Source organism: Faecalimicrobium dakarense (assembly GCF_000499525.1).
GTDB lineage: Bacteria > Bacillota > Clostridia > Peptostreptococcales > Peptostreptococcaceae > Faecalimicrobium > Faecalimicrobium dakarense.
The window spans coordinates 1-24,516 of record NZ_HG529436.1; the positions used below are offsets into that span (position 1 = coordinate 1).

Annotated in this window: 25 protein-coding genes and 1 riboswitch; all 25 genes read right to left on the bottom strand. The window is 28.9% G+C overall.

Annotation, left to right across the window (positions count from 1 at the left end):
* Positions 1-169: 169 nt before the first annotated feature.
* Entirely contained in the window at positions 170-754 is a 585-nt protein-coding gene (locus BN899_RS17865; RefSeq protein WP_042278319.1) for a precorrin-2 dehydrogenase/sirohydrochlorin ferrochelatase family protein, read from the bottom strand.
* 414 nt (positions 755-1,168) lie between these two features.
* Entirely contained in the window at positions 1,169-2,140 is a 972-nt protein-coding gene (gene hemB / locus BN899_RS17870) for a porphobilinogen synthase (RefSeq protein ID WP_042278322.1), read from the bottom strand.
* A 34-nt stretch (positions 2,141-2,174) separates the two neighbouring features.
* Positions 2,175-3,686 carry a uroporphyrinogen-III C-methyltransferase gene (cobA, locus tag BN899_RS17875; RefSeq protein WP_042278324.1) on the bottom strand — a complete coding sequence of 504 codons (1,512 nt, stop codon included), beginning with the start codon at positions 3,684-3,686 and terminating at the stop codon, positions 2,175-2,177.
* Entirely contained in the window at positions 3,676-4,581 is a 906-nt protein-coding gene (gene hemC / locus BN899_RS17880) for a hydroxymethylbilane synthase (RefSeq protein ID WP_042278326.1), read from the bottom strand. The genes cobA and hemC overlap by 11 nt, the downstream gene beginning before the upstream one ends.
* A gap of 21 nt (positions 4,582-4,602) precedes the next feature.
* Positions 4,603-5,334: a cobalt-factor II C(20)-methyltransferase gene (locus BN899_RS20010; protein ID WP_042278327.1), complete on the bottom strand. Its 732-nt coding sequence runs from the start codon at positions 5,332-5,334 to the stop codon at positions 4,603-4,605.
* Positions 5,335-5,352: 18 nt separating this feature from the next.
* Positions 5,353-6,153, bottom strand: a complete 801-nt coding sequence (locus BN899_RS20015; protein ID WP_042278330.1) for a sirohydrochlorin cobaltochelatase — start codon at positions 6,151-6,153, stop codon at positions 5,353-5,355.
* A 25-nt stretch (positions 6,154-6,178) separates the two neighbouring features.
* A complete protein-coding gene (locus BN899_RS17895) occupies positions 6,179-6,928 on the bottom strand; it encodes a cobalt-precorrin-6A reductase (RefSeq protein ID WP_042278332.1) in 750 nt (249 codons plus the stop codon).
* Positions 6,925-7,650 (bottom strand): precorrin-3B C(17)-methyltransferase, encoded by a 726-nt coding sequence (gene cobJ / locus BN899_RS17900; RefSeq protein ID WP_042278334.1) that lies wholly within the window; start codon positions 7,648-7,650, stop codon positions 6,925-6,927. The genes BN899_RS17895 and cobJ overlap by 4 nt, the downstream gene beginning before the upstream one ends.
* Positions 7,647-8,720, bottom strand: coding sequence for a cobalt-precorrin 5A hydrolase (gene cbiG, locus BN899_RS17905; protein ID WP_042278336.1), 1,074 nt, complete (start codon positions 8,718-8,720; stop codon positions 7,647-7,649). The genes cobJ and cbiG overlap by 4 nt, the downstream gene beginning before the upstream one ends.
* Positions 8,704-9,456: a cobalt-precorrin-4 methyltransferase gene (locus BN899_RS17910; protein WP_042278366.1), complete on the bottom strand. Its 753-nt coding sequence runs from the start codon at positions 9,454-9,456 to the stop codon at positions 8,704-8,706. The genes cbiG and BN899_RS17910 overlap by 17 nt, the downstream gene beginning before the upstream one ends.
* On the bottom strand, positions 9,449-10,021 hold the full coding sequence (locus BN899_RS17915) for a decarboxylating cobalt-precorrin-6B (C(15))-methyltransferase (protein WP_042278338.1): 573 nt from the start codon (positions 10,019-10,021) through the stop codon (positions 9,449-9,451). The genes BN899_RS17910 and BN899_RS17915 overlap by 8 nt, the downstream gene beginning before the upstream one ends.
* Positions 10,011-10,619, bottom strand: coding sequence for a cobalt-precorrin-7 (C(5))-methyltransferase (locus BN899_RS17920; protein WP_042278340.1), 609 nt, complete (start codon positions 10,617-10,619; stop codon positions 10,011-10,013). Before BN899_RS17920 ends, BN899_RS17915 begins: the two co-directional genes overlap by 11 nt.
* On the bottom strand, positions 10,616-11,761 hold the full coding sequence (gene cbiD, locus BN899_RS17925) for a cobalt-precorrin-5B (C(1))-methyltransferase CbiD (RefSeq protein WP_042278342.1): 1,146 nt from the start codon (positions 11,759-11,761) through the stop codon (positions 10,616-10,618). The genes BN899_RS17920 and cbiD overlap by 4 nt, the downstream gene beginning before the upstream one ends.
* Positions 11,762-11,770: 9 nt before the next feature.
* A complete protein-coding gene (locus tag BN899_RS17930) occupies positions 11,771-12,403 on the bottom strand; it encodes a cobalt-precorrin-8 methylmutase (RefSeq protein ID WP_042278344.1) in 633 nt (210 codons plus the stop codon).
* Positions 12,379-13,278 (bottom strand): GHMP family kinase ATP-binding protein, encoded by a 900-nt coding sequence (locus BN899_RS17935; RefSeq protein WP_042278346.1) that lies wholly within the window; start codon positions 13,276-13,278, stop codon positions 12,379-12,381. The genes BN899_RS17930 and BN899_RS17935 overlap by 25 nt, the downstream gene beginning before the upstream one ends.
* 150 nt (positions 13,279-13,428) lie before the next feature.
* The gene (locus BN899_RS17940; RefSeq protein WP_242824238.1) at positions 13,429-14,349 is read right to left on the bottom strand and encodes a pyridoxal phosphate-dependent aminotransferase; all 921 of its coding nucleotides are present in this window, start codon (positions 14,347-14,349) and stop codon (positions 13,429-13,431) included.
* Positions 14,350-14,364: 15 nt separating this feature from the next.
* A complete protein-coding gene (gene cbiB / locus BN899_RS17945) occupies positions 14,365-15,312 on the bottom strand; it encodes an adenosylcobinamide-phosphate synthase CbiB (protein ID WP_042278348.1) in 948 nt (315 codons plus the stop codon).
* Position 15,313: 1 nt separating this feature from the next.
* Complete coding sequence (locus BN899_RS17950; RefSeq protein ID WP_042278350.1) at positions 15,314-16,678, bottom strand: cobyrinate a,c-diamide synthase; 1,365 nt, start codon at positions 16,676-16,678, stop codon at positions 15,314-15,316.
* A gap of 25 nt (positions 16,679-16,703) precedes the next feature.
* On the bottom strand, positions 16,704-18,218 hold the full coding sequence (locus BN899_RS17955; RefSeq protein WP_042278352.1) for a cobyric acid synthase: 1,515 nt from the start codon (positions 18,216-18,218) through the stop codon (positions 16,704-16,706).
* Between the two features lie 156 nt (positions 18,219-18,374).
* A riboswitch (cobalamin riboswitch) is annotated at positions 18,375-18,551 on the bottom strand.
* A gap of 12 nt (positions 18,552-18,563) precedes the next feature.
* Positions 18,564-19,166, bottom strand: a complete 603-nt coding sequence (locus BN899_RS17960) for a histidine phosphatase family protein (RefSeq protein WP_042278354.1) — start codon at positions 19,164-19,166, stop codon at positions 18,564-18,566.
* Between the two features lie 19 nt (positions 19,167-19,185).
* Positions 19,186-19,950, bottom strand: a complete 765-nt coding sequence (cobS, locus tag BN899_RS17965; protein ID WP_042278356.1) for an adenosylcobinamide-GDP ribazoletransferase — start codon at positions 19,948-19,950, stop codon at positions 19,186-19,188.
* A 3-nt stretch (positions 19,951-19,953) separates the two neighbouring features.
* Complete coding sequence (cobU, locus tag BN899_RS17970; RefSeq protein ID WP_042278358.1) at positions 19,954-20,514, bottom strand: bifunctional adenosylcobinamide kinase/adenosylcobinamide-phosphate guanylyltransferase; 561 nt, start codon at positions 20,512-20,514, stop codon at positions 19,954-19,956.
* 14 nt (positions 20,515-20,528) lie between these two features.
* A complete protein-coding gene (cobT, locus tag BN899_RS17975) occupies positions 20,529-21,581 on the bottom strand; it encodes a nicotinate-nucleotide--dimethylbenzimidazole phosphoribosyltransferase (protein ID WP_042278360.1) in 1,053 nt (350 codons plus the stop codon).
* Positions 21,582-21,790: 209 nt separating this feature from the next.
* Positions 21,791-23,086 (bottom strand): glutamate-1-semialdehyde 2,1-aminomutase, encoded by a 1,296-nt coding sequence (gene hemL, locus BN899_RS17980; protein ID WP_042278362.1) that lies wholly within the window; start codon positions 23,084-23,086, stop codon positions 21,791-21,793.
* A gap of 19 nt (positions 23,087-23,105) precedes the next feature.
* Positions 23,106-24,341: a glutamyl-tRNA reductase gene (gene hemA / locus BN899_RS17985; protein WP_042278364.1), complete on the bottom strand. Its 1,236-nt coding sequence runs from the start codon at positions 24,339-24,341 to the stop codon at positions 23,106-23,108.
* Positions 24,342-24,516 lie beyond the last annotated feature (175 nt).

The window sequence follows — 24,516 nt, forward strand, 5'->3', positions numbered from 1 at the left end:
ATTGTTTGTTTTTCACAACTTCCTTAGTTTACCAAAGTCATCTTACTTTGTCAACTTTTTCTCTGTTGTTTTTTTGTTGTTTGCCCTCGTCTTAAGGACAAGTATAACTATACCATCTTAAATTTATACCGTCAACACTTTTTTAAAAGTTTTTTTATTTATTTTATATTTAATTACTCTTTATATGCTCTCTAAGTTCTTCCAAAGTAAGATTTACCAAGTCATTTAGCATCTTTTTTCTTTGAGAAATATTTTCATATTTTTTTATAATGTTTACTCTAGCTATTCCTAAAAGGTTTATATACTCTTCATAGCTATCATCATATTTCTCTGATAATTCTTTTTTTATCTTAGATGATAGCGATGGACTTTTACCTCCGGTAGATACACTAATTAGTAAATCTCCTCGTCTTATATATGAAGGTACTGTGTAATTAGATAAATTTATATCATCAACTACATTAACTAGTTTTCCGTTATCTCTGCAATATATTCCTATTTGTTTATTTGTTTCTTTATTATTTGTGGCTGCAACTACTATAAAGCTCTCTTTTATATATTCTTCTTTATATGTATCTCTTATTATTTCAATATTATCTTTTAATTCATTGAATTTATCTATGAAGTCTAATGACACTACTTTTACATTCTTATCAAAGTCTAAGAAGTTCTTGCATTTTCTATATGCTACTTCCCCTCCCCCTATTATCGTTATCTGCAAATCTTTTAATTCTAAATTTATTGGATATAACATTGTTTAGTACTCCTTTTTGTATATGTGCATACTTACCTACTGTATTTTATAATCGATACGTTTAATTCTTATTCTTATTCTTTTTCTCCTTGTCATGATTTACTCTACGATACGTAAATTCACCTACCTAACGAATCGTTAACACCTATTTATGGTATTTAAATACCATAAAAGCTATCTTAAAACCTTAGCTTCATAGAAAATTTAATTAATTCTATATAAATCTAAATATTAAGATAGCTTTTTATATACTAAGGAATTATAAAATAATTTGCCGACGCGTCGCTCAAATTATCTGGCTTGTGGATAAATTATAATTCCGACAGCTAAACTTGAGCAACGGACGCAGTCGTTGGCGACATGAAATATATCGCCCACGCAGTGGCTTAAGCGAAGCGAGTTTTTTATTGTATTTTATTTTTTTAACATCTTAGCTAAATCTTTAGCAAAGTAAGTTATTATTATATCAGCTCCAGCTCTTTTTATAGACATCATAGATTCATATATAACGCCTTCATCTAATATTCCATTTTTAATAGCTGATTTAAGCATTGCGTATTCTCCACTAACACTATAAGCTGCAAGAGGTAAATCGTAATTATCTTTAACTCTTCTTATAACATCTAGATATGATAGTGCCGGTTTTACCATTAATATATCTGCACCTTCTAATACATCTAACTCAGATTCTATTAATGCTTCATTGCTATTTGCAGGGTCCATTTGATAAGTTTTTCTATCTCCAAAAGACGGTGCAGAGTTTGCAGCTTCTCTAAATGGTCCATAGAATTTAGAAGCATATTTAACACTATATGACATTATAGCTATATGCTCAAAACCTTCTTTATCTAAAGCTTCTCTCATAGCTTTTATTCTTCCATCCATCATATCTGAAGGAGATACCATATCTGCTCCTGCTTTTGCATGGCTTACTGCTATTTTAGCTAAGAATTCTAAAGTTTTGTCATTATCTACATATCCATTTTCCTTTAATATACCGCAATGACCATGACTAGTATACTCACACATACAAACATCTGTAATAACGTTCATGTTGCTATCTATCTCTTTTATTTTTCTAATAGCTCTTTGAACTATACCATTATCATTATATGATTCACTTCCACATACATCTTTTTCATGGTCGTGAGGTATACCAAATAATATTACATGTTCTATACCTAATTCTTTTAATTCCTTTATTTCATCTTCTAATCTATCTACTGAAAAATGATATACATCTGGTAAAGATGATATTTCACTTTTTATATTTTCTCCTTCAACTATAAATAAAGGGTATATTAAATCTTCTATATTTAACTTTGTTTCCCTAACTAGGTTTCTTATAGCACTATTAGCTCTTAGTCTTCTTGGTCTTCTTAACATTTGTTTCCTCCAAACTTAATCTATAATTTATAGATTAATCTCTATCTTCAATTATTGTATTAATCATAGAATCTATAGTAGCTTCTTCTGATTCTTTATAAACATTTATATTTAATTCTTTTGCTGTAGCTGAAGTAACAGGTCCTATAGATATAACTTTTATATTTTCTAACTTATGTATGTTCTCATTTCCTATTATTTCTACGAAATTACTTACAGTAGAAGAACTTGCAAAAGTTATATAATTAATATCATCTTGATTTAGTACATCTAATACTTCTTCTTGTTTAGAAGTATCTACTACAGTTTCATAAGTATGAACTTCTTTAACTTCACATATTTCACTTATTTTATTTACTAAGAAATCTCTGGCATTTTTAGCTCTTGGCATTAACACTTTATCATTTTCATTTAGTATAGGCTTTAATTCTTCATATAAATATTCAGCTACAAACTTTTTAGGAACTATATCTGCATTAATTCCTCTTGTCTTTATTGCTTTTGCAGTAGCTGAACCTATTGCACATACTTTTAAATTAGATAGTGATCTGCTATCAAGACCCATTTCATCTAATTTATCAAAGAATATATCAACTCCATTTTTACTAGTAAGAACTAAGTATGTATATTCTTTTATATTTTTTATTTCATTTTCTAATTCTGTGCTATTCTCTATTTTTTCTATTTTAATAGTTGGTATTTCTATAGGGTTTCCACCTAAATCAGCTATTTTTTCTACTAAAGAACTACTTTGAGTTCTAGATCTCGTTACCATTATGCTTTTGCCAAATAGAGGTTTATTTTCAAAGAAGTTTAATTTTTCTCTTAATCCTACTACCTCTCCTACTGCTATAAGTGTAGGTGGCTTAACATTTTCTCTAAGTGCAGTTTCATATACATTTTCTAATGTAGATGTTACTACTCTTTGGTTATATCTTGTCGCCCAACTTATAAGAGCTACTGGTGTATCTTTATCCTTACCTTCTTTAATTAAGTTGTCACTAATCTTTTTTAAATTAGCAACTCCCATTAAAAATACAAGAGTTCCTTTGTTATTTGCTAAAGCATTCCAATTAAGCTCCTCATTTTCCTTATCATCATCTCTTAAATGTCCTGTTATAACATGGAAAGAAGATGCATAGTCTCTATGAGTTATAGGTATCCCTGCATAACAGAGACCTCCTATAGCAGAAGTTATTCCTGGTACAACCTCAAAGTCTATACCTTCTGAAACTAAAACTTCTCCTTCTTCTCCACCTCTTCCAAATACATACGGGTCTCCACCCTTTAATCTAGTAACAATTTTACCTTCTTTAGCTTTATCTGCTATAACTCTATTTATATCATCTTGAGGTAGGGCATGATTACTAGATGCTTTTCCAACATATATAAATTCACAATTTGATTTTGCCTCTTTTAAGTAATTACTATTAGCTAATCTATCATAAACTATGACATCAGCTTTTTTTATACATTCCAATCCTTTTAATGTTAATAACTTATAATCTCCAGGACCTGCTCCTACTAAATAAACTTTACCCTTCATAGTTTTTATACTCCTTTGAAATTAATTGCGCTAATTCAAGTCCTAGTTCTCTAGCTTTAGATGCTTGTCCACTTATAGACTTAATTATCAATTTAGTTCCTTCTCCGTCTCCATATAGTCCTACTAAATCTATATTTTCACCTTCTACTGTGCAGTATGCTCCCATAGGAATATGACAACTTCCATTGACTCCATCTAAAAATCCTCTTTCTGCTTCAATTTGGATTTTAGTTACATCATCTTTCAAGCAGTCTATTATTTTTTCTATCTCTATATCATTATCTCTAATTTCTAATGCTAATGCTCCTTGAGCTGGTGCTGGTATCATAATATCTACAGGCAGATATTGACTTATATTATTATGAAGTCCAGCTCTTATTAGTCCTGATGCAGCAAGAACTACTCCATCTAAATTTTCATCTTCTATTTTTCTTATCCTAGTATCTATATTCCCTCTTATAGATACTATATTTAAGTCAGGTCTATATTTTAATAATTGGTATTTTCTTCTTTTACTACCTGTACCTATTGTAGCCCCCTTAGGTAAATCTTCTAAGTTTGAATATCCTTCTTTTAATATAAGGGCATCCCTTGGGTCTTCTCTTTTTGGGATACTTGCAAACTTTAATCCATCTGGAAGATTTGAAGGCATATCTTTCATACTATGAACAGCCATATCAATTTCCTTGTTTAATAATTGCTGTTCTATTTCTTTTACAAATAGGCCTTTATCTCCTATTTTATCTAGGCTTACATTTTGAATTAAATCACCTTTAGTTTTTATTATCTTAACTTCAAATTCAACATTAGGATATTTTTTATTTAATTCATTTACCACCCAATTAGTTTGTGTTAATGCAAGCTTACTACCTCTAGTTCCAACTACAATCTTCATGAGTTAATCTCCTTTTGTCTCTTATCCAACTTTGTTTTCTTTATTTAATAGTGATTTATTTTCTTTATTTACTAATATAGTAGAAAAATATGATATTTTTTCTTCTATATTGATATCTCTTAAATCAGTGTATACTACTTCTCTATCCTGAGATGAGTTGCTTACTAAAATTGAATGCTCTATAAGACCATTTTTTTCAAGCTTAGCTACTATTTCTTTAAAGTTCTTATAAACCTTCATTAAAACTATAGAACTATAATTTTCTAATGCATAATCTATTCTTTCTTCTTCCATTGTACAAGGTATTATTATTAATGGTTCTCTATCCATTACTAATGGGAAGTTTTGATTTGATGCTATGTTAGAGAAAGATGATATTCCTGGTATTGTTTCTACATCTATACTTCCTATAAGTCTTTCCATTATATATACATAAGTACTATATATCATAGGATCTCCTAAGGTAACGAATCCTACATTTTTTCCACCCTTTACATCTTCAACTATTTCATCAGCAACCTTATTCCAAGCTACTATTTTTTCACCATCATTAAAGTTCATTGGGAAGTGTCTTGATTTTATTTCTAATCCTTCTGGAAGATATTCACTTACTATAGATAATGCTAAGCTTTCTCCTCCTTTTTTAGCCTCTGGTGTATATAATATATCTAAATTCTTTAAAGTTTCAACTGCCTTAACAGTAACTAATGAACTATCTCCTGGTCCTGTTCCTATTCCATAAAATTTAGCCATTTTTCTCTCCTCCATTAATTAACATATATTTTCTAATTCGTTTAATTTTTCTATACAATCATGAGCATGATTCATAAATTTATCTTGAATATAAGGATTTTCTCCTAATCCTTTTAAGTGTATTTTTACATTAAATCCATTTTCCTCTAGTACAGTTTTCCAAGAATCTTCTTCATCCCCTGCCATATCATTTATAGCATGATCTCCTGCAACTAACATAAAAGGCATTAAATTTACTGTATTTATATTATTTTCTTTTAATCTATTTATAACTTGCTCTAATTCTGGATATCCTTCAACAGTTCCAACGTATGCATTTATTCCAGCATCTCTTAACATGTACTCTAATGTAGGATATGATGAATGAGACTCATGGAATGTTCCATGTCCCATAAATACTACAGCTTCATCTTCATCCATTTTAGGTATTTGAGTTTCTATAGCATTTACTGCTTCTTTGTAGTCTTCTATATATGTTAATAGTGGTCTGCCTAATATTACTTTATCAAATTTATCTTTATAGCTTTCTATTTGTTCTTTTAACTTATTAAATTCTTCCCCGCATATTATGTGAAGTGTTTGAACTATTACCTCTTTATATCCTTCATTATGTAATCTATCTAATGCTTGAATTGGGTTTTCTATTTCTATACCATCTCTATTTTTTAATTTTCTTATTATCATATTTGAAGTGAAGGCTCTATAGAAATCATACTCTGGTAAACCTTGCTTTATTTTCTTCTCACAGGCCTCTATTGTTTTTTCTCTAGTTTCTTTATAACTAGTTCCAAAACTAACTACTAAAACTGCTTTTTTCATCCTAAATCCACCTCATTTTTTATATTTATATCATTCTTTCAATGTCATTTATATCATTTATTACCTTAGGATAAGGTACTTTTTCTCTTTCTATAATTATCACTGGTATATTAAGTGTTTCGCAAGCATCAACTTTTTCTAAAAATCCTCCTGCTATTCCACTTTCTTTAGTTATAACTATATCTATATTGTAATGCTTATAAAATTCCTCATTTATACTTTGACTAAACGGACCTTTCATAGCTATTATGTTATCTGCATTTAGTCCTAATTTTTCACAACTAAGTATTACATCACTTGTAGGTAGTACCCTAGCTATTAAGTTTCTATCTGGTATATATTCTACAATCTGAGGTAAGTTTTTACTTCCTGTTCCTATAAATATATTTTTTCCTTTTTCTCTTGCAATTTTACAAGCTTCTTCAATACTGCTAACAATATATTTATTTTCATAAGTTATATCTTCTATTAAAGATTTTCTTTCATATCTTATGTAATCTATATTTAACTCTTTTGCACATTCCATAGCATTCTTAGATACTTCTATTGCATATGGATGAGTTGCATCTATTATTTTATTTACATTTTTATCATTTATAAAATTTATCATATCCTCTTTTGAAAGCCTTGCAACATGAACTTCTTTTGCAATTTTTCTAGCAAGGTCTTCTCCGTAATTAGTTGTAACTGAGAGGATATAATCTAAATCACTACACTTATTTATTTTGTCACAAATTTCTAAACTGTCGCTTGTTCCACCAAAAACTAAAATCATACAGTATATCCTCTTGGAGTTATCATTAAGTCATCATGTATAAACGTAGATTTGTTTCCGATTATAACCATAGTTGTCATATCTACTCTTTCAAAGTCCATAGTATCAAATGTGCATATAAACTTTTCTTCTTTTTCTCTTCCTACATCTTTAACTATTCCTACTGGAGTATTTCCACCTTTAAATTCACTCATAAATTCAAATGCTTTAGCTAAATGTTCACTTCTTCCCTTACTTCTTGGGTTGTATAAACAAATAACAAAATCAGCTTCAGCTGCTAATCTTAATCTTTTTTCTATAACTTCCCATGGAGTTAGTAAATCACTTAAACTTATATGACAGAAATCATGCATTATTGGAGCTCCAAGTATTGCAGCTGCTCCTATACTTGCTGTAACTCCTGGAACAACTTTAACTTCTACTTTTGTTTCTTGTTTAGAAGTAAGCTCAAGTATAAGTCCTGCCATTCCGTATATTCCTGCATCTCCACTACTTATAACTGCAACTTTTTTACCAGTTTTAGCTATTTCGACTGCTTGCTTACATCTATCTATTTCTTGCCTCATACCATTTTGTACTATTTCTTTGCCATCTATAAATTCAGTTATTAAATTTATGTAAGTTTTATATCCTACAATAACTTCAGCATCTTCCATAGCTTTTATAGCTTCTAAAGTCATCATTTCTTTACTACCTGGTCCTATTCCTATTACATATATCATAGTTTTAATCTCCCTATCGAAAATGTTATTCCTTTATATTTATGTTTTTCTATTATTAAATTTCCATTACTCAAAATATGTGCTACCGGCTCTGCTACACAGTACACACCTACATTTTTCTTTACAAATTCTGATTTATCAAATAAATAATCTACTTTAGATATATCCTCTGCGCTTAAAGTTTTAAATGGTACGTCTAAAGATACTGATAAATCAATTATTGCTTTTTCATCTTTTTTTATATCTATACTTCCAATTCTATTAACAGCTTTTATATCAATATTATTATTAAATAAAAAATCTTTTAAAGAATTTTCTAATAATTCACTTTCAGTGTTTCTTCTGCATCCAATACCTATTACTATATCTTTTGGTATAACTTTTATAAATTTATCATTGTTAAAATCTATATTTTCTAAGTTATTTTTATTAGTTATAATAACTACTTTTTCTAAATCACATGTTTCATTTAAATTATCTAAAACATTAAATCCTCTAGTGTCTACTTTATAATCTCCATCAATATAGATTCCAACTTGTCCATTATTAACAAGCATTGCATTTACATCTTTTACATTTTCTCTAAAATCATCTATATAAGCATTTAATCCTTTGGCTATCATATCTAGTGAAGATTTTCGATTTACATCAGTAGCCGTTGTTATAACAGGATTGGCTCCTATTAAACTACTTATATTGTTAGTTAATTCGTTAGCCCCACCCATATGTCCACTTAGTAGACTAATTACATTTTTTCCTTTTTCATCAGTCACTAATACTGCCGGGTCGCTAAACTTATTAACTATATAAGGTGCTATAGTTCTTACTACAATGCCAGTAGCCATTATAAATAGTATAGATTGGTATTTGTTGAATAAATCTCCTACTAATTCACTTACCTTTTTTTCTACCATAAATATATTTAGGTTAGTGCTATCATTAGTAAGATTATTTTTTTTATTTTTAACTATATATACGTGGCTATCTGATAATTTTTCATTTATTCTAAGTGCTAGATTTTTACCATTCTCAGTTATACAAACTATGGCAATTTTAGCCTCTGTACTCATGTTTAAAATCCTTATCATATAGCTTTGAGTTATTATATTCTTTTCCTAAGAACTTTCCAACTAGTATTAAAGCTGTTTTCCTTATATCATTTTCTCTTACCTTAACTGCTATATCTTCTAATGTTCCTTTTACTATCTTTTCATCATCCCAAGTTGCTTTATATACAACAGCTATTGGAGTATCCATTGGGTATCCACCTTCGTGAAGCCTTTCAACAACCTTTTCTATATCTTGAACCGATAAGAATATTGCCATAGAAGTTTGATGAGCTGCATAAGATTCTATTGATTCTTTTGATGGTACAGGAGTTCTTCCTTCCATTCTTGTTATTATTACACTTTGAGATATTTCTGGAACTGTATATTCTACTCCTAGTGCTGAAGCTGCTCCTAAGAATGAACTAACACCTGGAGTACAATCATAGTCGATTCCTAATTTATATAAGTCTTCAACTTGTTCTCTTATTGAACCATATATTGAAAAGTCTCCTGTTTGTAATCTTACAACAGACTTATTTTCTTTAATTCCTTTTTCCATAACTTCTATTATTTCTTGTAAATCCATGTGTGCACTATTATGTATCTCACAACCTTCCTTACAATACTCTAAAAGTTCTGGATTAACTAAAGATCCAGCATATATAACTACATCTGCATTACTTAAAAGCTTGTATCCTTTTAATGTTATTAACTCTTTGTCTCCTGGCCCTGCTCCTACAAAATGTACTTTATTTATCATCTTCATCTACCCCTTTTTCACAAGATATTATGTATATTGGGTTTAGAGGTTTAAAATATTCTCCTCTTCCCAGTCTTTCTAGCTTAGATACATTTAGTACCGAAACATCTATATTTTTAAATCCATATTCTCTAAGTAACTTAAGCGTTTCATTAAATGTTTCTACTATTATAAAGTTAGCTACTAATCTTCCGCCACAGGCTAGCTTTTCTTTTGACCAAAGTAATATTTCATTTAAGTTATTACCTGTTCCACCTAAAAAGATTGCATCAACTTGTCCATCTATATCTATTGGCGCATAACCTTTTATAACTTCTACATTTTTTAGTCCAAACTTTTCAACATTTTGATGTACTAAATCTAGTGCATCATCATGTCTTTCTATTGATATAACATCTAAATTTGGATAATTATAAGCTGCTTCTACTGTTACACTTCCTGTTCCTGCACCTACATCTATAAATCTTTTTGCATTAACTAAATCTAGTTTCATTATAGATATCGCTCTAACTTCTTCTTTTGTTATAGGTACTTTTCCCGTTATAAAATCACTATTTTTCATCTAATATCACCACCACACTCATGTCAAATTTATCAATATTTAATATATCCTCTGGTGTTCCTATTGTTATCTTTTCGTTGTCATAGGATAAGTTTTCTCCTACAACAACAGTTCTTTCTAATTTTCTATTTATTATTTCCTTGCTTATTTCTTTAGGTCCTATTTTACTATCTGTAACCATACATACTTTTTTATGAGAAAGTATGTAATCAAAATCAGGTACCTTCCCGTGGCTACTAGTAATATACAACTCATTCATATCAACATAAATTTTTGAGAAAATATATTGAAGTGAACTTATTCCTGATACTATATTTAACTTTTCATTATCTATATTTTTAGATAAATATCTTCCTATTCCATATATTAATGGATCACCTGATGCTATTACAGATATTTGCTTATCACTATTTAAATTTATATATTCTAATATTTCTTTCAAATTGGATGCCATTTCTATCTTTTCACCTTTAAAGTCATTTATAGATTCTAAATTTCTTTTTCCTCCAATTAATACATCAGAGTCTAAAATTAATTTTTCACCTAATTTAGTTATATAGTTTTCATTTCCAGGTCCTAATCCTATTATGTTTATCATCTAAATACCTCCACTAGTGAGTCTGCATCATCTGATTTTCCAAGTAGTGTTTTATCCATCTTAAACATCATAACTTCAACTTCTATTTCTTCATCTAGCAGATATTGATCTATTTTTGATTTGCATTTATTACTTATCAAATTATATATATCCTTATAATCACTTTCATCTATAAGCTCCACTGCACCTTCAGCAGTTACACATTCATTAATACGTTCTAAAAATTCATATGGTGCTTTCATCATTGCTAGATTTGATACTAATATCTCACTTCTAGCATCAGCTACTTTACTATGAGTATTAAATATACCTGCAGATATTTTTATATATTTTCCTATATGACCTGCCATAAGTATTTTTTTATATCCCATTCGCTGGGCTTCTTTTAGCATATATCCTATAAAGTTACTAGTTCTAACTACGTACTTCATATCTAAGCCTAACTTTTCTTTAATAAATTGCTCCCCATGATTTCCAGGAACTAATATTATCTTATCTAAACCTTGTTCTTTCTTCATTTGAAGCTCTATTGATAATGATTTTTTCCAACCATCATCGCTCATAGGCTCTACTATTCCTGTCGTGCCAAGAATTGATATTCCACCTATTATTCCTAATCTTGGATTAAAAGTTTTTTTAGCAACTTCTACTCCTTCTGGAGCTGATATTGTTATTTTTAGAGATTTATCTTCTCCTATAGTATTTTTTAAATCACTACCTATAACACTTCTTACCTCTGTATGTATCATCCTCATAGGAACCGGATTAATTGCAGCTTTTCCAACTTCCACACTTAATCCTTTTTTAGTTACCACACCTACACCAATTCCTCCACATACTACTATATCTTCATTTGCTCTGTCTATAAATTCAGCTTTAGCATAAATATGCATAGTATGAGTAGCATCTATATCATCCCCTCCATCTTTTTCAATGGAACACTGGGCATAATCACTACAAATATTTATGTTGTGTACTTTTAATGATAAAGGTATTCCCTTAGGTGTATCTATATTTATTGTTTCTATTTTATTTTTTGTAAGTAACATATGCGTTGCTGCCTTAGATGCTGCTGCTGCACAAGAACCAGTTGTATATCCTCTTCTATATTTTTTTCCATCAATATATACATACTCTTCCATAATTATTTCCTACATAGAATATAAAATGGCATTTACTATAGCCGCTGCTAGGTTACTACCACCTTTTCTACCTTTAGATATTATGTATGGTATATTAGTTTTTTCTAATTCATCTTTAGATTCTGCCGCACCTACAAATCCAACTGGAACTCCGATAACTGCATCAGCTTCTAGTTTCCCATCATCTATCATTTCCATAACCTTATATAAAGCTGTTGGAGCATTTCCAAGAACAAATATTTTTCTTCCAGGCTTTCTAGCTGCTATTTCAACAGCTGCCATAGAACGAGTTGTTCCCATTTCTTTTGCTAATACAGCAGTTTCTTCATCAGCTACTAAACACTTGTATTCACATCCTAGTGAATCTAATCTTTTTTTATTTATTCCACTTAAAGCCATATTTGTATCTGTGTATATAGTTGCATTATTTTTTAGTGCATCTATTAAATTTTCTACTGCACTCTCTGATATTTTTAGTATGTCTAAGTATTCAAAATCAGCTGTTGTGTGTATACATCTTTTTATAATTTTTTCTTCAATAGCACCTTTAAACTCATAACCAGGTCTAATATCGTCTATTATTTCTTGAATCATTTCCATACTTCTTTCTTCTATTTTCATAGGATTTTTGATGTATTCCATTCTAATTCCCTCCTAATTCCACCGTCTATTATATTTGATGTATAAATCTTTTTATAAACTGAATCTATATTAGATTCTTTTAATAGTTCTATTAACTTTTTATCATTCATACTTTGGTCTAGTAAGATTCCAACAACTGTTCCACTATGGGCAATATTAACTCCATAGGCTCCATAATTTTGAGATATCTCTATAATTTCTTTTAATCCATCTTTTTTATCTATATTTTCATTGGCTAAACTACTAAGTGTAGCTGCTTTTCCTACTAAGCTTAAATTATTATTTTTTATACCTTCTTCCAGTAGATAAAAAGCTTCACTTATAATATCTTTGTTTTGAATTTTAATATCTTTGTAATTTGGAGTATTCCTAATTTTCATAGTATCTAATGTTTTATTAGGCTCTAGTATTACTACTTTAGAATTTTTAATATTACCTAAGTATTTAATTACCTCTCCATTTAGAGGGTTAAATACCACGTTTTTTTCTATGTATGTAGAATCTGTTGGCTCTATTGTTGATGCTATATATGATATTTCTTCACTAGTTAAATTTTTTTTTATAAGTCCTAATGTTGCAACTATTGTTGCTCCAATATCAGCTGTAGAACTTGCCATCCCTTTTCCAACTGGTATCTCGCTATTTATGTTTAATGATATGTTTTTACTTTCTTTTATGGGTAAATCAAATCTTTCAAATACTTTTTCTATAGCATGCCTTGATTTGCTTGGCCCCATATTTATATTCCTTAACTTTTCTTCAACCTCTGCTTTTGAATATAAATCTATAGCATATGAGCTTAAATATTCTTCCTTTTCTAAGATGCCTTGAACAAATTCCCCGCAAGATGCAGGACATATTCCATAAGATTTCATACTAATCACCTAATATTTTCTTCATGTGATTTATAAGAATAGTATTTTCTTCATGGGACTTTATTGCAACCCTTATAAAACTATTATCTAATTCTATAAAATTAGATGCATCTCTTATTAAAATACTAGCCTCTTTAAACAGTTTATCTTTTAATTCATTCGCTTTTTTATTTTTAATTTTATTAAAACAAAATTTGTATCTGTATCATAAACTACTATATTGCTTATAGATTTTAATTCATCTGTCATATACTTTCTTTCTTTTATATAATAGTTCTTACTATCTTCTATATACTTTTCATCATTAAATATATAGTTAGATAAATTATCTGCAAATGAATTTATTGTCCATGGTTCTTTATAATTATAAATTTTTTCTATTATTTTCTTATTACTAGTTAGTCCATAACCTAATCTTAATCCTGGCATTCCAAAGAATTTAGTAACAGCTTTAAGAATAAATATATTTTCATATCTTTCTATATATTTGACTAAACTATATTTATCTTCATCGCCAACAAACTCCATAAAAGTTTCATCAACTATTAATAGTTTTTGGTTTTCAATCATTAAATTTAATAAACTAGTTAAATCTTGAACTTTACCATTTGGATTATTCGGATTACATATAAATAAACTATCAAATTTATCCATATTTTCTTTTATACTATTTATATCTATTTCAAAATTATTTTCTTTATCCAAGCTTAGGTTTACAACTTCTAAGTCATTTAATCTTGCACTTCTTCCATACTCTGAGAATGTAGGATTTAGTATGGCTAATCTACTATCAATACTTTTCATTAATAAATAAATTATTTCTGTTGCACCATTTCCAGGTATTATAAACTCTGGTTTAAGTCCTATATATTTAGATATATTACTTCTTAAATTTTTATAATTTATATCTGGGTAACTTCTACATTCTTTTAATCCTTCTAAAATATAGCTTTCTAGTCCTTGTATTACCTTTGGATTTATATTTGAGCTGAAATCTATTATTTCTTTTGGATCTTTATTATACATATTTGCCATATATTCAACATTGGCTCCATGCCCTAAATCTTTCATTTACATCCCCCTAAACTAGCATATTACCTTCCATAGTATCGAAAATACTATTAAGGAAGTAACTGACGATGCATACATTATTTTATTAGTTCTTACTATGTCATCTACTTCTATTTCTCTAAGCCTATCTCCTATTGTTGGCTTGTAAACAGCTTTTCCGAAATAGATATTAGTTCCACCTAGCTGTATGCCTAAAGCTCCTGCGACAGATCCTTCTGAATAAGCACAATTGGGGCTTTTATGTTTTTTTCTATCTCTAATTGCTATCTTAAAACAATTTTTATAGTTATAAGATAATATTAAACTACCTATAGTCATTAGTAATACTGAGATTCTAGCAGGTATATAATTTGCAATATCATCTATTTTTGCTGATGCAAATCCTAGATTCATATATTTATCATTTTTATATCCAACCATAGAATCTAATGTATTTATAGCCTTGTAAGCCATAGCAAGTGGTGCACCACCTATAAATGCATAAAACATAGGTGCAATTATACCATCAACAGTATTTTCTGCTACAGTCTCCACCGTTGCCCTAATAATTTCATTTTCATTTAAATTCGTTGTATCTCTTCCTACAATATAAGATAGTTGCAATCTAGATTTTTCTAAATCACCAGTTTTAAGTACTTCATATATTTTTACAGCTTCATCTTTTAAACACTTAGTTGCTAATGTTGTATAAATTATAAATGAATTTACAATTACGAATACAACTGTATTAAAACTACTTAGCTTAACTATCAGGTAAGTTATTAAATAAGTTACTCCAACTGTAATAAACCATAAGAAAAATCCACCTATCTTTAAAGCTTTATCACTTTTACATATTTTTCTTATATTATTTTCAACTAATTTTATTAATTTTCCTATATATATAACCGGATGAGGAAAAGAATATGGATCTCCAATAATTAAATCTGTTATATATCCTATAAAAATAGATAATATATTCATATTACTCATTTCCTTTTTCTAATAAGTTTTTTATACAATTTAAATTATTATAAAAATGTGTATGTAGATATGTAGCTAAAGTATTGTCTTTGCTATATCCACCTTCCCACTCATCTACGATTTTTTTATCTCTTTCTTTTCTCATTATGTAAGCACAATCTTCATTAGTTTCAAATACTGAATGATGGAACTCATGACCTTTTATAACTTCACCTTTTTTAGATAATATAGTATCGTCTTTTGCTATTCCAAAACTATATCCAAATCTTCTTAATGAAGCTGTCATTTTACTATTTCCTTTAAAAATTCCTACCATATCATATTCTTCATTTTCTTGATTAATTAATTTTTCTCCTAAGTACATTAATCCACCGCACTCAGCATATATAGGTGTTTTTCTTTTATGAGCTTCAAGTATTGATTTTCTCATACTTATATTAGCTTCTAGCTCTTTTCCAAATATTTCAGGGAATCCTCCACCTATATAAATATAATCTGCATTTGGAACTTCCTTATCTTCTAATGGGCTAAAGTATTTTATATTTAATCCTAAGTCTCTAAGTAGTTCTATATTTTCTCTATAGTAAAAATTAAACGCTTTATCATAGGCTATTGCTATGGTTTTATTTTCTACTCTAGAATTTTTTATAAAGCTATCTACTTCGAAACTAGTTTCAACTTCTTCACTTTCAGAAATTTCTAATACTCTATCTATATTTATATACTTTTCAATTTCATCTGCAAGGTTACTAAACTTTGTTTTCAAAGAATCTATCTCCACACTTGGCACTAGACCTAAATGCCTTGATTCTAAAGAAAATTCATTATTCGGAGGAAAATATCCAAGTACTTCAACTCCACAATACTTTTCTACTGCATTTTTTATTATTTCATAATGTGTTTTAGTTTTTACATTGTTAACTATTACACCGGCTATGTTCACATTCTTATCAAGCTCTTTATATCCAAGTACCATAGCAGCACTAGATGCTGCCATTGCTTTTCCATTAATGACTAAGATTATTGGAGCCTTTAAAATCTTTGATGTATAAGAACTTGTACAATTATCTAAATCTATTCCGATTCCATCATAAAGACCCATTACACCCTCAACTACTGATATATCTGCATCCTCTGATGAACTATTAAAAACATATTTAATTTGTTCATCATCTAACATATATGAGTCTAGGTTTCTAGAATGTCTTCCTGTTATGAATGTATGGTACGATGGATCTATATAATCTGGACCTACTTTATAAGGTTGAACTTTCATACTCCTTTTAGTAAGAGCTTGCATTATTCCTAATGATATTGTAGTTTTACCTACACCACTATTAGTCCCTGCTATTAATATTTTCTTCATATACTTCACCTAACTCTTAATATTTTTAACTCATTATTTCATATATCTTTTCTATATCTAAATGTTCTCTTAATAAATCAGCTAATTTATTGTATTCATTTTGCTTAAATTCATCAAAAGAAGTTACATCACTATTTATTTTTTCTAGTCCCTTAATTTCTCTTATATTATTTAAAAGCGTTCTAGTAAAATCTATTTCATCAAATATTCCGTGGAGATATGTTCCTACTACATTTCCTTTTTGGTTAACACTACCTTCTAGATAATTAACTGGCTTTTCTAATTTTTTATTAATAGTGTTTAAATTTTTTGTATCTTTAGAAATAGAGGTTATTCCCATATGTATCTCATAACCTACTACTTTTTTACCTTCGAGATTTTTCATATATCCATCAAGATTATCACATATTGTTGCTTCTACTTGAGTTGTTGTTTTTTCCATTTCAAATGTAGTTTCTGTATCCAAAAGACCAATTCCATCAAACTCTTCAACTTCACCTTCTACATGATATGGGTCTTTAAGTTTTTTACCTAACATTTGATACCCACCGCAGATACCAAATATTAATTTTCCTTTTTTATGCAATTCTTTTATTTGGTCTTCTAATCCATTTTCTCTTATATATTTAAGGTCATCTATCGTACTCTTGCTTCCTGGTATTATCACTATATCTGGATTTCCTAAAGCTTCTCCGTAGTCTACATATCTTATACTTACATCTTCTTGCGTTTCAAATATATTAAAGTCTGTAAAGTTAGACATATGTGGAGTTCTAATTATTTCTATATGTATGTCATTTTTATTCATTTGTTTTTTGAATCTTGTTGTTACACTATCTTCATCTTCAATCTTTATATCACTATAAGGAACTACCCCTAGTACAGGAACTTTTATAATGTCTTCTAGCATTCTTACACCTTCACTAAAAAGTTCTTTTTTGCCTCTAAATTTATTAATTATTACACCTTTAACTCTTTTTCTTTCTTCTTCACTTAATAAAAGCATTGTCCCTGCAATAGATGCAAAAACTCCACCTCTATCTATATCTCCAACAATTATCACAGGAGCATCTGCAATTTCTGCCATACCCATATTTGCAATATCATGTTCTCTTAAGTTTATTTCAGCCGAACTACCTGCCCCTTCCATAACTACTATATCGTGGTTATCACTTAGTTCTTTAAAAATACCTTTTAACTCTTTAGCTAATTGTGGTTTGTACTTATGGTAATCTGATGATGCCATATCCTCTCTAACTTTCCCATTTACTATAACTTGGCATCTGTGGTTTCCAGATGGTTTTAAAAGTATTGGGTTCATATTTGCATTTGGCTCTATACCACATGCTTCTGCTTGAAATACCTGAGCCCTTCCCATTTCTAACCCTTCTTTAGTTATAAAAGAATTAAGTGCCATATTTTGTGACTTAAACGGAGCAACATTATGTCCATCTTGTTTAAATACTCTACATAATCCAGCTACTAAAATGCTTTTTCCAACATTTGAAGCTGTACCTTGTAACATTATTTTTTTGCCCACTATTCCACTTCCTTTATTTTATAAAATTCACTTATATTTCAGATAGATTATTTGTCTAAATTTTCATAATATTCAAAAAGTCCTAACTCTATTCGAGTTAGGACTTTTATTTTGTATATATATATTAAATAAAAATCTTTCACCCCGAAGATCTCATCAATAAATCAAAATTAGGCAGGTCTCCTGGCTCAATATCATCCTACTCCTATACCTTCCCGCCAAATTAGCAGTGGTAGTTTATAGTTTCGTCAATCTTACAGTAGCGGGGGCTGCAAAGGCTTTCAACCTTTTTCCCTATTAATCTTATTTAAGAACCTACTTTGATCTAATATTCGATTTTTAAGGCTAATTAAAGTTTGTGTTATTCATGGTGTTTATTACTGCAAATCCATTCTCAACTTCTAAAATAGAAATTGAAGCATTATCAATTCTGAAATTCCAGTGATATTCATAGCTGCTAGATATTAAATGTGTAATTATATTTCTTATAGTTCCTCCATGTGAACATATAAGAACTGTTTTATTTTTATTATCTAAAATTATTTCATCTACTTCTTTTGCTACTCTACCATATGTCATTATTAAACTTTCGCCATTTGGATATTTATAATTATATCCCTCATTTATCATCTTTTGAAATTCTTCTGGATGTTTAAATTTTATTTCATCAAAGGTCATCCCTTCAAAGTCTCCAAAATTAATTTCTTTTAGATTTTCCTTTTCTATAATATTTATAGATTTTAAATTTGATAATTCATATACCGTATCTTTTGTTCTTTTAGATGTAGTGGTATATATTTTATCTATATGTACATTTTTTAAGTAATCAGTAAGTTTTTTTATTTGTTTTTTACCATCTTCACTTACTGTACTGTCTATATGACCTGATAATCTAGAACTTTGATTATCATTAGTTAATGCATGTCTTACCAATATTAACTTCGTCAAGTAATCACCTCTTTTAAGGCTATGCTATTAATAGATATATATAAAGTAAATATATAACTTCTCCAAGTTCTATACTACACCCTAATATGTCTCCTGTCACCCCATTTATTTTTTTATAAATGTGTTTTTTAAATAAATTATTAAATATAAAAATTACTATTATGAAACTTAATATCTTAAGTATCAATATATTCGATGATAAAAATAGTAATTTTGGTAAAATTGCTGCTAGTAATACTGTATATATTATTGCAGTAATAAACATACCTTTTGTTGCTTTTCCTATAAATAAGTTACCCATACCATTTTCTCTAGGACTAACTGTTTTATACATTAAAGTAATTACTCCTAGCCTCGAAACTATAGGCATAAAAATTATAAGCCATAATAATTCTTGATTTATAATACTGTATATAAATCCTATTTTCAATAGTATTAGAAATAATATTGCTAAAAGTGAATTAGTTCCCAGCCTTGAATCCTTCATTATTTCTAACATTTTTTCTTTATCTCTGTTGCTATATATAGCATCAAAGGTATCTCCAAGACCATCTATATGAAGGCCTCCAGTTAATAAAACTGATCCTAATGTAATTATTATAGATGTTATAAATGGATCAAACACAAGCATAGATGCTAGTCCAAGTAGGTATAATAAGACACCTAATACAAAACCTACTAAAGGAAAATAAACTATAGATTTGTGGAAATCTTCATCAAATCCTAGGTTTATGTTTATAGGTATTCTAGTTAAAAATTGAAGTATTAATATAAATCTTTTCATAAATTATCCCTTTATCTTCATAGGTATACCACTTACCACAAGGTATACTTCATCACTTTGTGATGCTATTAATTGGTTTATTCTTCCTACAATATCTGTATATATACGACTCAATTTATTAGCTGGAACTACAGCCATTCCTAACTCATTAGTTACAGCAACAAAGTATAAATTTGTTTTTTTAACTTCACTTATCAATTTATTAACTTGGTCTTTTATATAATATTCTAAGTTATTTATTTGTTCTTGGTCAGCTTCATCAATATTTATATCATATGTGAACATTAAGTTATTAACTAGTAATGTTACACAATCCATAATTACAGTATCATGATTTTTAGATAAATCTTTGATTATAGAATATATATCTTTATATATTTCATAAGTTCCCCAATTTTGTGGTCTACTTTCTTTATGTTTCCTTACTCTATCTTTCATCTCATCATCAAAAGGTATTGATGTGGCTATATATGCTGTGCTATTATTTCTATCTATACATAGTTTTTCAGCAAAATTACTTTTTCCAGATCTTGCACCGCCTGTTACTAATATAACTTTACTCATTTTTTCTCCAATCCTTAATCTCTATCTACCCAGTTTACTTCATCAAATGTAGCCATGTTTTTATATGTATAATTAGATGCTTCTATTATGTTAAATGCCAACGCTGCACCACTACCTTCACCTAATCTCATATCCATATTTAGCAAAGGGCTTAATTTTATTATTTCTAAGGCTTTCTCTGTTCCAGCTTCTGCTGATGTATGAGATGCTATCATATACTCTTTAGTTTTTGGATTAATTTTATACGCTAATAGTGCCGATGCGTAAGATATAAACCCATCAATTACTACCGGTATTCTATTTGCAGCACATGCTAATACAACTCCAGCCATAGCTCCTAGCTCGAATCCACCAACTTTAGCTAAAATATCAACTGCATCATCTCTATTTGGTTTATTTAGCTCAATTGCTTTTCTAATAGTTTCTGCCTTATGTTTTAGTTTTTCTTTTTTTAATCCTGCTCCTATTCCAGTAACTTCTTCAGGATCACAGTTATCTATAACAGATATTATAGCACTACTTGGAGTAGTATTGCATATACCCATTTCTCCTATTCCTATGACTTTATATCCATTCTTGATACACTCTTCTGCCACTTCTATACCTATTTCTAGACATCTTATAGCTTCTTCTCTACTCATAGCAGGACCTTTAGCCATATTTGATGTTCCTTTTCTTATTTTATAATCAAGAACACCTTCTAATTTATGGTCACAGTTTACACCTACATCTACTGCTATTACATCTGCACCTACAAATTTACTCAATACTCCTACTCCACATATTCCTTTTGCGAAATTAGGGAATTGTAGCTGTGTTATATTTTGCGGATCTGGTGCTACACCTTCTTCATAAACACCATGATCTCCTCCAAAAGCTATTATGGCTTTTTTAGATGTATCAAAATATTTATTTTCATATATACCTGCTAATTGCATACATATATCTTCTATTTTTCCAAGACTTCCAGTTGGCTTTATAAGTCTATCTAGCCTTTGCTTAGCTTGACTCATAGAGCTTTTATCTAAAGAATATATATTTTTTGATATATTTTCTAGTAAACTCATATTCTACCTCCCCTAAATATATTTAATTTATTAAAATAATTTACCTAGCCATAGGCTAGGTAATATTTTTAAATATTATATTTACCTTGTCATTATGTGTTATTGATATAGTAAAATATGCTATAGTTTCTTAAATTCTACATATTATTACCATATCCTCTATTATTTACGTTAAAACTGACAATAAATTATATTTTATTATTAAATTTTTATAAGTTATGTGATATTTTTAAAGCATTATAAATTGCATTTAATGTATATTCTATATCTTCATCTGTATGAGCATTAGATAAGAACATAGCCTCAAATTGAGTTGGTGCAAGTAATATTCCTTGCTTTAATAATTCTTCAAAATATCTATTGAATTTAGTTACATCACATTTTTTAACATCATCATAGTTATTTATAGGACCTTTTGCAAAGAATAAACAAACTAATGAACCAGCTCTATTTACTGTGTAATCTAATCCAAGTTTTTCTATGTTAGATTTTAGTCCTTCTTCCAATTTAATAGCTTTTCTTTCTAATTCTGTATATATCTGTGGATTATCTCTTAATATTTCTAAATTCTTTTTACCCATATACATAGCTAAAGGATTACCTGATAATGTTCCTGCTTGGTACACTGGTCCAACAGGAGATACCATACTCATTATTTCTTTTGTTCCTCCATAAGCTCCAACAGGTAATCCAGCACCTATTATTTTACCGAAACATACCATATCTGGCTTTATGCCAAAATATCCAACTGAACTACTATAGTTTAATCTAAATCCAGTTATTACCTCATCAAATATTAAAACTGATCCATACTCTTTAGTTATATCTCTTAATAATTGTAAGAATTCAGGTTTACCTGGAACAACTCCCATATTACCAGAAACTGTTTCAACTATTATTGCAGCTATTTCATGACCTTGCTCTTTAAATATATCTCTAACAGCATCTAAATCATTATATCTGCATACTAAAGTATCTTTTACAACATCTTCCGGAACACCAGGACTTGTTGGAACTCCGTATGTAATTGTACCTGATCCAGATTTCACTAATAATGCATCTGAATGTCCATGATAGCATCCTTCAAATTTTAATATCTTGTTTCTCTTTGTATATGCTCTTGCTACTCTTAATGCACTCATTGTAGCTTCAGTTCCAGAGTTAACCATACGAACCTGATCTATAGCAGGATACGCTTCTACTATTATCTTAGCCATATCTACTTCTATAGCAGTTGGTACTCCATAGCTTGTTCCTTTAGCTACCACTTCTTCTATACCTTCCACTATTTCCTTTGGACTATGTCCTAGCATAAGTGGTCCCCAAGAACATATATAATCTATATACTCATTTCCATCTACATCATATATTCTACTTCCATGAGCTCTATCTATAAATATAGGATCTAGTCCAACTGATCTAAATGCTCTAACTGGACTATTAACACCTCCTGGTATATACTTCGTTGCTTCTTCATATATCTTTAGTGATTTTTCATTCTTCATCTATATTACCTCCTAAGGCCTAAACCTCAAATAATTCTTCAACTAACTTAATATATTCTTCTCTTTTTCCTTTATCTTTTATCTGCTTTAGATTGATTATCGGTTCTCTTATAAGTCTTTTTAGTGCCGAAGTCATCATCTTATCGATTATCTTTTGTTCTCTTGAATCTAGATTTACTTTTCTAAAAATATAATCTAAAGTATCTTTTCTAATTTCAACGCACTTATCGTTTAAAGATTCTATCGTAGGGTCTATATGAGTTGAGTCTAGCCATTCTTCAAATTCATGAATTTTTTCATCAATGATTACTTGGCATCCAATTGCTATTTTTCTTCTCTTCTCATCATTTTTGTCATGTATCTCTTTTAAATTATCTATATCATAAACTTCTACGTTATCTAATTCATTTATTTTAGGATCTATATCCCTAGGAAGTGCTATATCCATCATATATACTTTTTTATTCAGTTTTGGCATTTCATCATATTTAACTACTATATGAGGAGAAGCTGTTGCACTTATAACTATATCTACATCCTTAATAATTTTATATCTATCACCATATTCTATCGGTATAATATTTTTATAATCACTCTTTATTTCTTCTACTTTACAATGACTACGATTAGATACATAAATATTATTGATTTTTTGCTCTTCTAGATGCTTCATAGTTAACTTACTCATTTTACCTACACCAATTACTAAAGCATTTTTTCCTTCTAAGCTACCTAGTTTTTCCTCTAAAAATTTTACACCTATGTAACTTATAGATAATGGTTGTTGAGATATCTTTGTAGTGTTTTTTATTTCCTTAGCTGTTGTTATTGCTTCCCTAAATAGTTTGTTAAATATTTTTTTGCTAGCACCAAGTTGCATTGAGAATTCATGAGCATCTTTTACCTGACCAAGTATTTGATCTTCTCCTAATACTATAGAATCAAGTCCTGCTGTAACATTGAAAATATGTTCTACAGCTTCTCTATTTGTCTTAGAAAATAAATATTCTTTTATATTTGAAGCATTAAAGAAATTTTCATAGAAATTTTCTACTATTTTAATTTTTTCATTAACATCCTTAGACTGTATATATATTTCGCTTCTATTACATGTAGATAAAATAATAACTTCTTCTATACCTTTATCTAGTAGAAAATTTATTGCTTCTATTTTCTGTATATCTGTAAAAGACACGCATTCTCTTATCTTTATGGGAGCTAAATTATGGTTCACCCCTACAACTCCTATATTCATAGCTAACCTCCAAACTACTTTAGTTATTAATTTCACTATTTATAGTATAACTCTACAAATAGTTTTTGTAAATTTTAACAACCTTTTTTAATGTAAAAAATAATTTTAAACAATACACCATGAATTATTTGTAAAAAAAAAGCAGAAAATTTTTAATTTTCTGCAATAAAAAAAG

What these genes read in the sequence shown, in the direction of transcription:
- cobJ (WP_042278334.1), bottom strand. Translation starts at nt 7,650, where the DNA reads ATGATATATGTAATAGGAATAGGACCAGGTAGTAAAGAAATGATGACT.
- BN899_RS17940 (WP_242824238.1), bottom strand. Translation starts at nt 14,349, where the DNA reads ATGAAAGATTTAGGGCATGGAGCCAATGTTGAATATATGGCAAATATG.
- cbiB (WP_042278348.1), bottom strand. Translation starts at nt 15,312, where the DNA reads ATGAATATATTATCTATTTTTATAGGATATATAACAGATTTAATTATT.
- BN899_RS17865 (WP_042278319.1), bottom strand. Translation starts at nt 754, where the DNA reads ATGTTATATCCAATAAATTTAGAATTAAAAGATTTGCAGATAACGATA.
- BN899_RS17920 (WP_042278340.1), bottom strand. Translation starts at nt 10,619, where the DNA reads ATGATAAACATAATAGGATTAGGACCTGGAAATGAAAACTATATAACT.
- BN899_RS17895 (WP_042278332.1), bottom strand. Translation starts at nt 6,928, where the DNA reads ATGATTTTAGTTTTTGGTGGAACAAGCGACAGTTTAGAAATTTGTGAC.
- cbiD (WP_042278342.1), bottom strand. Translation starts at nt 11,761, where the DNA reads ATGGAAGAGTATGTATATATTGATGGAAAAAAATATAGAAGAGGATAT.
- cbiG (WP_042278336.1), bottom strand. Translation starts at nt 8,720, where the DNA reads ATGAGTACAGAGGCTAAAATTGCCATAGTTTGTATAACTGAGAATGGT.
- BN899_RS17950 (WP_042278350.1), bottom strand. Translation starts at nt 16,678, where the DNA reads ATGAAGAAAATATTAATAGCAGGGACTAATAGTGGTGTAGGTAAAACT.
- cobU (WP_042278358.1), bottom strand. Translation starts at nt 20,514, where the DNA reads ATGAGTAAAGTTATATTAGTAACAGGCGGTGCAAGATCTGGAAAAAGT.
- hemB (WP_042278322.1), bottom strand. Translation starts at nt 2,140, where the DNA reads ATGTTAAGAAGACCAAGAAGACTAAGAGCTAATAGTGCTATAAGAAAC.
- BN899_RS17915 (WP_042278338.1), bottom strand. Translation starts at nt 10,021, where the DNA reads ATGAAAAATAGTGATTTTATAACGGGAAAAGTACCTATAACAAAAGAA.
- BN899_RS17930 (WP_042278344.1), bottom strand. Translation starts at nt 12,403, where the DNA reads ATGGAATACATCAAAAATCCTATGAAAATAGAAGAAAGAAGTATGGAA.
- cobT (WP_042278360.1), bottom strand. Translation starts at nt 21,581, where the DNA reads ATGAGTTTACTAGAAAATATATCAAAAAATATATATTCTTTAGATAAA.
- cobA (WP_042278324.1), bottom strand. Translation starts at nt 3,686, where the DNA reads ATGAAGGGTAAAGTTTATTTAGTAGGAGCAGGTCCTGGAGATTATAAG.
- BN899_RS17935 (WP_042278346.1), bottom strand. Translation starts at nt 13,278, where the DNA reads ATGAAATCTTATGGAATATGTCCTGCATCTTGCGGGGAATTTGTTCAA.
- BN899_RS20015 (WP_042278330.1), bottom strand. Translation starts at nt 6,153, where the DNA reads ATGAAAAAAGCAGTTTTAGTAGTTAGTTTTGGAACTAGTTATAAAGAA.
- BN899_RS20010 (WP_042278327.1), bottom strand. Translation starts at nt 5,334, where the DNA reads ATGGCTAAATTTTATGGAATAGGAACAGGACCAGGAGATAGTTCATTA.
- hemC (WP_042278326.1), bottom strand. Translation starts at nt 4,581, where the DNA reads ATGAAGATTGTAGTTGGAACTAGAGGTAGTAAGCTTGCATTAACACAA.
- hemL (WP_042278362.1), bottom strand. Translation starts at nt 23,086, where the DNA reads ATGAAGAATGAAAAATCACTAAAGATATATGAAGAAGCAACGAAGTAT.
- hemA (WP_042278364.1), bottom strand. Translation starts at nt 24,341, where the DNA reads ATGAATATAGGAGTTGTAGGGGTGAACCATAATTTAGCTCCCATAAAG.
- cobS (WP_042278356.1), bottom strand. Translation starts at nt 19,950, where the DNA reads ATGAAAAGATTTATATTAATACTTCAATTTTTAACTAGAATACCTATA.